General features: G+C 70.5%; 8 protein-coding genes, 2 tRNA genes and 1 pseudogene. 3 read left to right on the top strand and 8 right to left on the bottom strand.

Features of this window, described 5'->3' with window-relative positions; translation table 11 throughout:
- Window positions 1–101: 101 nt before the first annotated feature.
- The 3 genes from FM125_RS02345 to FM125_RS02355 form a co-directional block, all read right to left on the bottom strand.
- Complete coding sequence (locus tag FM125_RS02345) at window positions 102–3377, bottom strand: efflux RND transporter permease subunit (protein ID WP_087133525.1); 3276 nt, start codon at window positions 3375–3377, stop codon at window positions 102–104.
- Between the two features lie 4 nt (window positions 3378–3381).
- Window positions 3382–4863 (bottom strand): malate:quinone oxidoreductase, encoded by a 1482-nt coding sequence (locus FM125_RS02350; protein ID WP_087133526.1) that lies wholly within the window; start codon window positions 4861–4863, stop codon window positions 3382–3384.
- Window positions 4864–5074: 211 nt separating this feature from the next.
- Window positions 5075–6760 (bottom strand): ABC transporter substrate-binding protein, encoded by a 1686-nt coding sequence (locus FM125_RS02355; RefSeq protein WP_087133527.1) that lies wholly within the window; start codon window positions 6758–6760, stop codon window positions 5075–5077.
- 342 nt (window positions 6761–7102) lie between these two features.
- On the opposite strand from FM125_RS02355, the gene FM125_RS12380 reads away from it, so the two are divergent.
- Both FM125_RS12380 and FM125_RS12210 read left to right on the top strand, forming a co-directional pair.
- Window positions 7103–7231, top strand: a complete 129-nt coding sequence (locus FM125_RS12380; protein WP_281251961.1) for a hypothetical protein — start codon at window positions 7103–7105, stop codon at window positions 7229–7231.
- Window positions 7204–7489 (top strand): annotated as a pseudogene (locus tag FM125_RS12210) (IS3 family transposase); the annotation flags it as partial. The gene FM125_RS12380 and the pseudogene FM125_RS12210, both read left to right, overlap by 28 nt.
- Before the next feature lie 263 nt (window positions 7490–7752).
- Here FM125_RS12210 and FM125_RS02365 read toward each other — a convergent pair.
- From FM125_RS02365 to FM125_RS02385, 5 genes are all read right to left on the bottom strand, one after another.
- Window positions 7753–8451, bottom strand: coding sequence for an SGNH/GDSL hydrolase family protein (locus FM125_RS02365; RefSeq protein WP_143745192.1), 699 nt, complete (start codon window positions 8449–8451; stop codon window positions 7753–7755).
- A gap of 339 nt (window positions 8452–8790) precedes the next feature.
- Window positions 8791–8872, bottom strand: a tRNA-Leu gene (locus tag FM125_RS02370).
- A 64-nt stretch (window positions 8873–8936) separates the two neighbouring features.
- On the bottom strand, window positions 8937–9416 hold the full coding sequence (bcp, locus tag FM125_RS02375; RefSeq protein ID WP_067188798.1) for a thioredoxin-dependent thiol peroxidase: 480 nt from the start codon (window positions 9414–9416) through the stop codon (window positions 8937–8939).
- Between the two features lie 132 nt (window positions 9417–9548).
- A tRNA-Lys gene (locus FM125_RS02380) sits at window positions 9549–9621 on the bottom strand.
- Between the two features lie 59 nt (window positions 9622–9680).
- Window positions 9681–10145, bottom strand: a complete 465-nt coding sequence (locus FM125_RS02385) for a hypothetical protein (protein WP_067188796.1) — start codon at window positions 10143–10145, stop codon at window positions 9681–9683.
- A 118-nt stretch (window positions 10146–10263) separates the two neighbouring features.
- Here FM125_RS02385 and ilvD point away from each other — a divergent pair, with 118 nt between their 5' ends.
- The gene (gene ilvD / locus FM125_RS02390) at window positions 10264–11997 is read left to right on the top strand and encodes a dihydroxy-acid dehydratase (protein ID WP_087133529.1); all 1734 of its coding nucleotides are present in this window, start codon (window positions 10264–10266) and stop codon (window positions 11995–11997) included.
- The last annotated feature ends 72 nt before the right edge of the window (window positions 11998–12069 follow it).

Raw genomic sequence — 12069 nt, forward strand, 5'->3', positions numbered from 1 at the left:
TGGGAAGGGCCTCGAGCGTGCGGTCGGAGGCTCTGGTCGCGTGAGTCGGTGGCGCGGCGTCGGCAACGGCGCTCAGGCGCTGCCGACGCGGGCAGTCGCGATCAGGCGGTGCGGCGTCGCCGCGGAGAGAGCTTCCTCAGGCGCTCGCGCAGGCCGCGGCGCCGAGAGCCCGGAGTGGGGGCGGGGTCCCCGGCACCGGCCTGTGCGGCCGCCTCGGCCTCGCGCAGCTGTCGTTCCTGCTCGGCTCGTGCCTGCTCGATCCGGGACTGCTCCGCCAGGCGGCGGCGCTCGCCACGGGCCTCCGCGAACCGGTAGAGCACCGGCAGCACGACCAGCGTCAGCACCGTGGAGGACAGCAGACCGCCCACCACCGCCACCGCCAGCGGCTGCGAGATGAAACCGCCGTGGCCGGTCACGCCCAGGGCCATCGGCATGAGCGCCAGGATGGTCGCCAGGGCCGTCATGACCACCGGGCGGACGCGGTTCAGCGCACCCAGCTCGATCGCCTCGTCCAGCCCGAGCCCCAGGTCCCGGCGGTACTGGTTGATCAGGTCGATCAGCACGATCGCGTTCGTCACCACCACGCCCACCAGCATGAGCATGCCGATCAGGCTCGGCAGCCCCAGGGAGGTGCCCGTCACCAGCAGGGCGATGAACGCGCCGGTGGCTGCGAACGGGATGGAGACCAGCAGCACGAACGGCTGCAGCAGCGAGCGGAACGTCGCCACCATGACGACGTACACCGCCGCCACCGCCGCCAGCAGGGCCAGGCCCAGATCCCGGAACGTCTTCTCCTGCTGGGAGGCGGCGCCCCCGATCTCCGCCGCGACGCCTTCGGCGAACTCCATGCCGTCGAGGGCCTCACGGACAGCCGCGGCGGCCGTGCCGAGGTCGTCGGAGCCGGGAGTCACGGACACCACCGCGGTCCGCTCGCCGTCGGAGGAAGTCACGCTCGCCGGGACGTCCTCCTGGCGGACCTCTGCCAGCTCGGACAGGGCCACCGGCCCCGTCGGTGTCATGACCTCGACGGCCTCGAGCTCGGCGCGGGAGGTGACCGGCTCGGGATCGCCCAGGCGCACGGTGTAGTCGGTGAACCCGAAGCGCACCTGGCCAGAGGGGACCGCATCCATCGCGGCGGCCACCTGGCCGGAGACCGCCTCCTCGGTGAGCCCGGCGGCGGCCGCGGCCTGCGGGTCCACCTCCACCTGGAAGGTGGGGCGGGTGTCTGTGGCCGGCGTGGTCACCTCGCGCACACCCTCCAGGCCGCGCATCCGGTCCGCGACCTGCTCCGCTGCGGCGGAGAGCTGCTCCGGGGTCGGCGCGGTGACCGTGACCTCGATGTCCGAGCCGCCGAAGCCCTCGGCGGGGGAGACCTCCACCTCGCCCACGTCCTGCAGACGGGCCAACCTGTCGCGCACCTCGTCCTGCAGGGCAGGCTGGTCCACGGCCGGGTCGGTGACCACGGTGAAGCTGGCCTCGTCCGTGGCGCCGCCGCCGAACATCGCCATCATCCCGGCCGAGCCGACCGTGAACTGCACATCCTGCACGCCCTCGGTTCCGCGCAGGGCCTCGTCGACCTTCTCGGCCGCAGCGGTCGTGGCCTCCAGCGAGGAGCCCGGACTCTGGCGCGCGGTGACGGTGAAGGAGTTCTGGCCCGTATCGCCCAGCAGGTTGGTGGGCAGCAGAGGGACGAGGACCCCGGTGCCGACGAGCACGGCTAGCGCGGCGGCGATCGTGGTCTTCGGATGAGCCTGGGTGCCGCGGAGCACCGGGCGGTACGCCCGGGACAGCCAGGAGGCGTGGGCGACCGGACGAGCGGAGGGCGAGGGGCCGTCGTCGACAAGCCCTTCAGCGGCCGCCTGTCCCGCTGTCCGCCGCGACGCCGTGCCGCCGAGGAACCAGAAGGACAGCACCGGCACGATCGTCAGCGCCACCAGCAGAGAGACCAGCAGGGCCAGGGACATGGTCACGGCGAACGGCCGGAACAGCTCGCCGGCCAGGCCGGAGACGAACGCGACCGGGACGAACACGGCCACCGAGGTGAGGGTGGAGGCGGTGATCGCCAGACCGACTTCGCCGGTGCCGCGCACGATCGCCGTGCGCCGATCCTCGCCGAGGCCGAGGTGGCGGCGGATGTTCTCCACCACCACGATCGAGTCGTCCACCACACGGCCGATCGCGATGGTCAGCGCGCCCAGCGTGAGCATGTTCAGCGAGTAGCCGGACAGCCAGACGCCGATCAGCGTGGCCAGCAGCGACAGCGGGATCGAGACCGCCGTGACCAGGGTGGAACGCAGGGAGAGCAGGAAGACGGCGATCACCAGGACCGCGAAGCCCAGGCCCAGGACGCCCTCCAGGAACAGCGTGTCGATGGACTGCTGGATGAACGGGGCCTGATCGAAGACCACCGTGAAGCGGGCGTTGTCCCCGACGACGCCCTCCAGCTCCGGCAGGATCTCCTCCACGGCCTCGGAGACGCGCACCAGATCAGCGTCCGGGGTGGCGGTGATGCTCAGGGACAGCGTGTCCACGCCGTTGGTGCGGGAGACCGATGTGGGCTCGGCCTCGGCCATCGAGACCTCCGCGACATCGCCCAGGGCCGGGGGAGCGCGGTCCGGGGAGGAGGACTCGCCGTCCGCGGGCACCAGCACGATGTCCTTCAGATCCTCGATGTCCTCGACCGGAGACCCGGCCTGGACGGGGAGCGTCAGCGAGCCCTCCGTCACCTGGCCGATGGGGAACAGGCCGGCGTTCTCCTCGAGTGCGGTGACGATGTCCTGCGTGGACAGCCCCGCGGCGGCGAGCCCCGCCTGGTCCGGGACGATCGAGACGTACTCCTGTGTGCCGCCGGTGACCTCCGCGCCGCGCACGCCCTCCAGACGCTGCAGTCGGGGCACCGCCACGTCCTCCACCCGCTGCCGGGTGCGGTTCAGGTCCGAGTCCGAGGACACCGCGAGGAACATCACCGGGAAGTCGGAGAACGAGCCGGCGAAGGAGGTGGTCTCCGCCTCGTCCGGCAGCTGCGGGGCGAGGTTGGAGACGGCGCGGTCGACCTGACCGCGGGCACGGTGCAGATCGGTCCCGTACTCGAACTGCAGGAGCACGGCGTTGAAGCCGTTCGACGAGGTCGACCGCGTCGACTCGAGCCCCTCGACGGCCTGGAGGGTACGCTCGAGGGGTTCGCCGACGGCGTCGTCGACGACCTCGGGGCCGGCACCCGGATACACCGTGGTGACGGAGATCACCGGCAGCTCCAGCGACGGGACCAGCTCCTGCTTGAGCTGACCCGCCGCGATCACGCCGAACACGGTGCAGAACACCGTGATCAGCGCGATCAGCGCGCGGTGTGCCAGGGAGAACCGCGCGAGAGCCCTCACGAGGTCAGTTCAGCTGCAGGGCGGAGTCGGTGGCCGAGCGCACCTCGTCCAGCAGGGCACGGTCCTCGTTGAGCTTGCGGCCGTAGGACGGCACCAGCGCCTCGAACTGCGGCTTCCAGGCGTCCATCTTGGCCGGGAAGCAGCGCTCCAGGAGGGACAGCATGATCGGCGCGGCGGTGGAGGCGCCCGGGGAGGCGCCGAGCAGGGCGCCCAGGGAACCGTCGCCGTGGGTGACGACCTCGGTGCCGAACTGCAGCACGCCGCCCTTCTTCTTGTCCTTCTTCATCACCTGGACGCGCTGGCCCGCGGTGATCAGCTCCCACTTCGAGCCGTCGGCCTCCGGGAAGAAGTCCTTGAGGGTCTCGACCTTCTTGTCCTGGGACTTCAGGACCTCGGTGACCAGGTACTTGGTCAGGTCCATGTTGTCCTTGGCCACGGCGAGCATCGGCACCAGGTTGTGCGGACGGACCGACAACGGCAGGTCCAGGTAGGAGCCCGACTTCAGGAAGTTGGTGGAGAAGCCGGCGTACGGGCCGAACAGGAGGGAGCGCTTGCCGTCGACGAAGCGGGTGTCCAGGTGCGGCACGGACATCGGCGGGGCGCCGACCTGGGCCTGGCCGTAGACCTTGGCCATGTGCTGGGACACGATCGACTCGTCGGTGCAGCGCAGGAACTGGCCGGACACCGGGAAGCCGCCGAAGCCCTTGGCCTCCGGGATGCCCGAGGCCTGCAGCAGGTGCAGGGCGCCGCCGCCGGCGCCGATGAACACGAAGCGGGCGCGGTCGGTGAAGGACTCGCCGGCGGCACGGTTCTTCACGCCGACCTCCCAGCGGCCGTCGGTGCCGCGGGTGAGGCCGGTCACCTTGTGGCCGAAGCGCACGTCCACGCCGGAGTCGGCCATGCGGGTGACGAGCTGGCGGGTCAGGGCGCCGAAGTCGACGTCGGTGCCGCCGGCCACGCGGGAGGCGGCCAGGCGCTTGCCGTCGTGGCGGCCGTTGATGAGCAGCGGGGTCCACTCGCGGATCTTCTCCGGGTCCTCGGTGTGCTCCATGGTCTCGAACAGCGGCTGCGCGGACATCGCCTCGTAGCGGGCCTGCAGGTAGTCGGCATGGTCGTCGCCCCACACGAAGGACATGTGCGGCAGCGGGTTGATGAAGGACTTCGGGTCCTTCAGGGTGCCGTCCTGCACGAGGGAGGACCAGAACTGCCGGGACACCCAGAACTGCTCGTTGATGCCGAGGGCCTTGGTCGGGTCCACGGTGCCGTCGGCCTGGCGGGGTGCGTAGTTCAGCTCGCACAGGGCGGCGTGGCCGGTGCCGGCGTTGTTCCATGGATCCGAGGACTCCAGGCCGGCCTGGTCCAGGTTCTCGTAGAGGGCGATCGACCAGGTCGGCTCCAGCTTCTGCAGCAGGGTGCCGAGCGTGGCGGACATGATGCCGCCGCCGATGAGGACGACGTCGTGGGTGGTGGTGGTCTGCGTGGTCACGAAAAACAACTCTCCGAGGTCAAGGACGCGGATGCGGGTGCGGGTGGGACCCGGTCCCGACCACCGTGGACGGGAGGTTTGCGGGGTCCGTCCGCTCGGGCCCGAGTCTACTACCGCGGGCGCCGCGCCCACGTCCTGTCACCGGCATGACGGGACTCACTCCGACGGGCCGGGTCTGGCGGCCCCGGACGCACTCCGGGCAGGTGCCGCTTCAGTCGGCGGAGAGCCGGACGGAGGAGTAGTGCTCGTCCAGCAGCGGGGAGGTCGGGTAGGCCTGGACCCGGGCGCCCACGGCGGCCGCGGAGATCGGATAGACCAGCGGCAGCACCGGGAGGTCGAGGGCGAGGGAGGCGAGGATCTGCCCGAACACCTCGCGACGGCGATCGTCGTCCTCGGCCAGGGCCGCGCGCTGCAGCAGCCGCTGCACGTGGGGGTTCGCGTAGTTCGTCTCCGCGGCGTCCGAACGGCAGAGCGGCTCGATGAAGGCGTGGGGGTCGCGGAAGAGGCCGTCACGGCTCATCAGGTGCAGCGCTCGGCCCTCGCGCTCACGGACCGTGCGCTGGTAGTCCTCGTCCGCGGGCACGGGCACGGGCACGATGTTCAGCCCGATCTTCCCGAGGTCCTCGGCGATCCGGGCGTAGACGAGTTCCGGGGTGGGCAGGGACGGCCGGCCGGTGCCGGTCGGGTAGAGGAACTCGAGCGGCTCGCCCTCGTAGCCGGCCAGGTGGAGCAGGTCGCGGGCCTCACGGGGGTTGATGTCGTAGCGCTCGGCGTCCTCGTTGGCCACGCCCAGGGTCGGCGGCACCACGTCATGGGCCATCGAGGTGCCGTCCAGGAAGAGCCCGGAACGGGCGAGGGCCGGCCGGTCCACGCCGTGCGCCACGGCCTGCCGGACGTAGAGCGAGCCCATCACCGGGTGCGCCATGTTCATGCCCAGGTAGAGCACGGACAGCGGGTCGCGCTGCAGGACCTGGGCGCCGGACTCCACGAGCGGGCGCAGCTGCGGCGGGGAGACCACGTCGATGACGTCCGCATGGCCGCGGCGGAACTCGCGCAGGCGGGTGCCGACCCGGCCCCAGGAGGCCACGATCACCGGGGACGCCTGCGGGCGCTCGCCGCGGTAGGTGGAGCTGGCGACCAGCACGGCGCCCCGGCGCACGGCCGAGGCGGCAGAGAGGGCCGCGTGCGACTCCTGTGCCGTGGCCCAGCGATAGGGCCCCGTGCCGGCGGGGGAGGAGACGCTGCCCTCGGGGGTATGGGCAGTGCGTTCCCAGGACTGGGGCGAGGAGATGGCGAAATGCGGTGCCGTCAAGGCCATCGCCAGATGTCGCAGCGGCGTGCTGAGCGTCAGCCGCAGGGTCAGCTCGTCCTCGACCTCGACGGAGTCCAGACGGCAGTCCTCCTCGCCCAGGTGGGCGCCGAAGACGGAAACGAAGGGGGAGGCGGTGACGTCCTCGCGCTCATCCTTCGCCGCCCAGCGCTCAACGTTGGCCGCCACGGCAGCCGCATCACACGGGGTGTCATCGGAGAACACCACCCCCTCGCGCAGGCGGAAGCGGTGGATGCGACCGTCGGCGGTCACCTCGTGACTCTCGGCCAGGGCGGGCACGGCCTTGCCGGTCTCCGGGTCCACGCCCAGCAGGGTCTCGAACACCTGGCGGGAGACGCGGAAGGTCTCCGAGTCCCACTGCAGGTGAGGGTCGCGGGAGGTGAGACGCCCGGGGGAGCCGACCACCAGGGTCCGGCCGCGGGGTCCGGTCGCCGCGACTGCGCTCGAGGAGGCGCTCGGCGAGGGAGTCGGCGAAGCCGGGCGGCGCAGGTCCTCGGTGCAGCCTGCCGCGGCGAGGGCGAGCCCGGACAGGCCCAGGCCCAGGGCGGCACGGCGCGACAGCTCCATGGCAGGCCTCCCTCGGTGTCGTTCGGTCTTGGCGCCGTCCCTGCGGCGGGGGCACCCTGGTGCGGTGTCCTCCGGACGGACGCGGCCGTCGTCGTGACGAGTGCGGGCGGGGACTCGAACCCCGACGCCGCCCCGTGGTGGGGCCTGCGAATCCGCTGTCAGGCGCACCAGCAAGCCGAATGTGAGCGCCACCAGAGGGCGGCGGACACGACACCAGACTACGCGAAAGGTGCCGCAACGACGCCGCGTGTCCTCTGGGGTCAGCCGTGCCGGCGCAGCTGATGCACGGTGAGGTGACATCTGATCTGGCTTGCCCGCAGGGCAGCCTGGACGGATGGTCCTGTGCTCGCTCCGTACCCCCAAGAGTTCCGCGACGCTGTCGTGTGCGTCGCCCGCGCCGGCGACGACGGCGTGACCCTGGCCCAGATCGCCGGTGAGACCTTCGGTCCAGGACCTTTGTGCATGCGCTGAATCGCCACCAGCTGACGGGTTCGATGGGCGAGGCCGGTGCTGCCGGTGTCAACGAGGCCATGGAATGGTTCTTCGCACTGCTGTCAGAAGAACGTTCTGGATCGCAAGAGGTGGAAGGCCGGCCAGGAGCTGCGGATCGCGATCGTCACGTGGATCGAGCCTAAGGACCACCCTGGGCGCCGGCAGTTCCGTCTGGTTCGGCTGACGCCCCTCGAGTACGAGACCATCATGAACCCGGCCGTGAGCCTCGCGGGCTGAGGCCCTGCCGGGCACCTCTGCGTGCATCAGCCCGTCAGGCCTTGAGTTGCGTGAGCGTGCTGCGCATATGGTCTGGGACCGCCAGGCACTCGAAGCTGGCCTACGGTCAGAGCCGATCCGTGCTGTCGCGCGGCAATTGGCCGCTGGAGCTGAAACGCTGGAAAACTGGTGCAACCGCTGCGGCGCGGGCGGCACCATGCGGTGGATTGACATCGCGGCGATCCGCGCCGCCAGTAAGCAGTACTGTCCGATCCTGCCGTGATTCACCGCTCGGCCAGGGCGGAGCGCACCTCCTTAGCCATATTGGCCGCTAGAACCTGCGCGCCGCTCTTGTTCGGGTGCACCGCATCGGCTGACATGCCAGCAACCCAGGTGTTGTCGTCATCACGCAATCCATCCCAGGGGTCCAGAACAGCCCACCCCTGATCTTCAGCGAACTCGCGGGTGCGGTCATTCCACTCCGCTACCGCCTCCGCGCTGCGGTCATCCATCGGCCCGATCAAGACCACGGCGAAAAGGTCATCCCCGATGGCCGCCTCCTCGTGGAAGCGCAGGGTGTGATCCGCCCACTCGTCCCAGGAGACCCCACGGCGGAGGTCGTTGGTGGCGATCTCGTAGATGACAACATCTGACGTGTGCTGGCCGGCGATGTAGTTCCGGATCGTTTCGGCACCCGCACCGCCCTGTGCGAATCCGCCGACGAAGCGCAGCCCGTCAGGCCCGCCCAAGTGGCTGACCCATGAGGTGGGGCCTGTGTCGCCAGAGGAGAAGTTGCTGGAGTCGCCCTGGCTGATGGAGTCCCCGTAGACCTCGACCGTGGGCCGGGCGTCCGCCTGGTACTGAAACGGTTTCACGTCGTTGACGGCGGCCTCCGGCGCCGGCTGACGACCGGACCACCACACAGCCACGACAGCCGCCACGGTAATGAGGACGAGCAGGACAAGCAAGACCGGACGCTTCATGTGCCCATCGTAGGCGCGGCCACGCCCCGTCCCCACCAGCACAGCGGCCCGCACCCACTCCCGGGCCGGGAAATCGCGGTCATCCGTGACCTCATCACAGACCTGGCGACCAAGACAGAAGGAGCCCTGCTCGTGGCACGACGGGGTGCGACCACACCGAAGGTCATCAGCGGTGCCAGTGCCACGGCGAACTCGAGTCAGGAGAGCAACGGACTGGGGCAACGGCACGGCGGACAGGAGCGCCTGAGTGGCGCGGTCGGTGTCGTGCTGGGCGGCTTCGAGGACGGCCCAATGGGGACAGGAGCCTCGTGCAACCGCATGATTCTGCGGCTGAATGAGTGCGGGCGGGGGGACTCGAACCCCCACGTCGTAGGACACTGGAACCTAAATCCAGCGCGTCTGCCAGTTCCGCCACGCCCGCGCAGACGGGCCGCGCTGGACGGCCCGGTCAGGGTGCCCAGTGTATCGGCCCGGACCGGGGCGGATCAGTCGACCCCGAGGGCCCTGCGCAGGCGCTCCACGTGGCCGGTGGCCTTCACGTTGTACTGCGCGAGGCTGACCTTGCCGGCCGGGTCCACCACGATCGTGGAGCGGATCAGGCCCTCGTAGGTCCTGCCGTAGTTCTTCTTCTCGCCCCAGGCGCCGTAGGCCTCGGCCACCGCATGGTCCTCGTCGGACAGCAGGGGGAAGGTCAGGCCCTCCTTCTGGGCGAAGCGGATGATCTTGCCGATCGGGTCCGGGGAGATGCCGAGCACCACGTAGCCGGCGGCCTTGAGGGAGGCGAGGGAGTCGCGGAAGTCGCAGGCCTGCTTGGTGCAGCCCGGAGTGGAGGCGGCCGGATAGAAGTAGACGATGACGTTCTTGCCGGCATGGTCGTGCAGGGAGACGGGGCGGCCGTCCTGGTCCTGGAGGGTGAAGTCGGGTGCGGTGTCCCCGACGGCAAGGCGGGTGTTCTCGGTGGTCATGGCTCCACTCTGACACATGCGGTCCGCGCCCGCCCCGGGAGGATGAGGCGTTTCTCACACGACCGATCGCGGTGCGGGCGCCCGGTACGACGAAGGGCCCGTCACCTCGCGGTGACGGGCCCTTCTGGTGTGTGCGCCCCCCGGGACTTGAACCCGGAACCTGCAGATTAAGAGTCTGATGCTCTGCCAATTGAGCTAGAGGCGCAGAACATGCTCCGGACCGTTCCTTTCGGACTCGCTCCGTTGCAACGAGAGAAGACTCTATCAGGCCTTCTTGCGAATGTCCACATCGGCGTAGAGACCGTCGAGCTCGTCCATGAATCCGGACATGAACTCGTGGAAGTCCGCGGCGTCGTCGGACTGGTCCAGCTCGGCCACGCCGGTCTCGGAGAGGTCACCCACGTGCACGCGGCAGCGGGGGGAGACCTCGAACCAGGTGCGGAAGCCCGTCACCGTCTCCAGCTGATAGCCGCTGCCCGTGTCCGCGACGGTGGCCACGTTCCCCAGGGAGACCGTGGAGACCTCGCTCGGGTCCGCATCGTCCTCCACCACCGGGCGTGACGGATCGACCGGGCACAGCACGAGCTCCTGCGGGGCGCGCCGGTAGCCGATCACGTACGGCGTGGCCGTGCCGGAGGTCTGGCCGTAGACGAGGTTGTAGTCGCCGTGGTTGAAGACCCGAGCGTCGAACACGCCGCGCAGCCGTCGTTGGAGGGTGAGCGAGTCCATGTCTCCAACGTACGTGAGGCCGTCGGCGGGGCAGTGCCGTGACAGGTCACGATCCGATTGCATGTCATCTGGCGGACGCGACCGTCTCACTGCCGCACGCCGTCCCTATGATGTGCGCATGGACACCACCTCGAAGGCTCAGGACAGCACTGCAGGGTCGGCGGAGGTCGACGCCAGGCCCCGCTCCCGCGACGTCACCGACGGCATGGAGCGCACCGCCGCCCGCGGCATGCTCCGCGCGGTCGGCATGGGGGACGAGGACTTCGACAAGCCGCAGATCGGCATCGCCTCGTCCTGGAACGAGATCACCCCGTGCAACCTCTCCCTGGACCGCCTCGCCCAGGCCTCCAAGGACGGCGTCCACGCCGCCGGCGGCTTCCCGCTGGAGTTCGGCACCGTGTCCGTCTCGGACGGCATCTCCATGGGCCACGAGGGCATGCACTTCTCCCTCGTCTCCCGTGAGGTGATCGCCGACTCGGTGGAGACCGTGATGATGGCCGAGCGCCTGGACGGCTCCGTCCTGCTCGCCGGCTGCGACAAGTCGTTGCCGGGCATGCTCATGGCCGCCGCCCGCCTGGACCTGGCCTCGGTGTTCGTCTACGCCGGATCGACCACGCCGGGCGTGGCCCGCCTGACCGACGGCACCGAGAAGCAGGTGACCATCATCGACGCCTTCGAGGCGGTCGGCGCCTGCGCCCGCGGCCTCATGTCCGAGGAGGACCTGCTCCGCATCGAGAAGTCCATCGTTCCGGGCGAGGGCGCCTGCGGCGGCATGTACACCGCCAACACCATGGCCTCCATCGGCGAGGCGCTCGGCATGTCCCTGCCCGGTTCCGCCGCCGCCCCGTCCGCGGACCGCCGCCGCGACGCCTTCGCGCGCCGCTCCGGAGAGGCCGTGGTGACCATGCTCCGCCAGGGCATCACGGCCCGGGACATCATGACCAAGCCCGCGTTCGAGAACGCGATCGCCGTGACCATGGCGTTCGGCGGCTCCACCAACGCCGTGCTGCACCTGCTCGCCATCGCCCGGGAGGCGGGCGTGGACCTGCAGCTGTCCGACTTCAACCGCATCGCCGACCGCACCCCGCACATCGCAGACCTCAAGCCGTTCGGCCAGTACGTCATGACGGACGTGGACCGCATCGGCGGCGTCCCGGTCGTCATGAAGGCCCTGCTGGACGAGGGCCTGCTGCACGGGGACACCCTCACCGTCACCGGCAAGACCCTCGCCGAGAACCTGGCCGCGCTCGACCCCGACCCGGTGGACGGCAAGGTCATCCGCACCATGGACGACGCGATGCACCCCAACGGCGGCATCGCGATCCTCCACGGCTCGCTCGCTCCCGAGGGCGCCGTCGTGAAGTCCGCCGGCTTCGACGCCGACGTCTTCGAGGGCACCGCCCGCGTCTTCGACCGCGAGCGCGCCGCCATGGACGCCCTCGAGGACGGCACCATCACCGCCGGCGACGTCGTGGTCATCCGCTACGAGGGGCCGAAGGGCGGCCCGGGCATGCGCGAGATGCTCGCGATCACCGGCGCGATCAAGGGCGCCGGCCTGGGCAAGGACGTCCTGCTCATCACCGACGGTCGCTTCTCCGGCGGCACCACGGGCCTGTGCATCGGCCACATCGCCCCGGAGGCCGCCGAAGGCGGTCCGATCGGCCTGGTGCAGGACGGCGACCGCATCCGCGTGGACATCGCCGGCCGCTCCATGGACCTGCTCGTGGACGAGGCCGAGCTGGCCGCCCGCCGCGAGTCCTGGGAGCCGGTGCAGCCGAAGTTCACCACCGGCGTGCTCGGCAAGTACGCCAAGCTCGTCCACTCGGCCGCCGAGGGCGCCTACCTGGGCTGAGGCCCACGTCCTCGAGGCCATATGACGCCGACGCCGCCGACCGCCCCCGTGCCTGACGCCGGGGGCGGTCGG

This window comes from Micrococcus lylae (assembly GCF_900163825.1).
GTDB classification, from domain to species: Bacteria; Actinomycetota; Actinomycetes; order Actinomycetales; family Micrococcaceae; genus Micrococcus; species Micrococcus lylae.

What these genes read in the sequence shown, in the direction of transcription:
- ilvD (WP_087133529.1), top strand. Translation starts at nt 10,264, where the DNA reads ATGGACACCACCTCGAAGGCTCAGGACAGCACTGCAGGGTCGGCGGAG.
- FM125_RS02355 (WP_087133527.1), bottom strand. Translation starts at nt 6,760, where the DNA reads ATGGAGCTGTCGCGCCGTGCCGCCCTGGGCCTGGGCCTGTCCGGGCTC.
- FM125_RS02385 (WP_067188796.1), bottom strand. Translation starts at nt 10,145, where the DNA reads ATGGACTCGCTCACCCTCCAACGACGGCTGCGCGGCGTGTTCGACGCT.
- FM125_RS02365 (WP_143745192.1), bottom strand. Translation starts at nt 8,451, where the DNA reads ATGAAGCGTCCGGTCTTGCTTGTCCTGCTCGTCCTCATTACCGTGGCG.
- bcp (WP_067188798.1), bottom strand. Translation starts at nt 9,416, where the DNA reads ATGACCACCGAGAACACCCGCCTTGCCGTCGGGGACACCGCACCCGAC.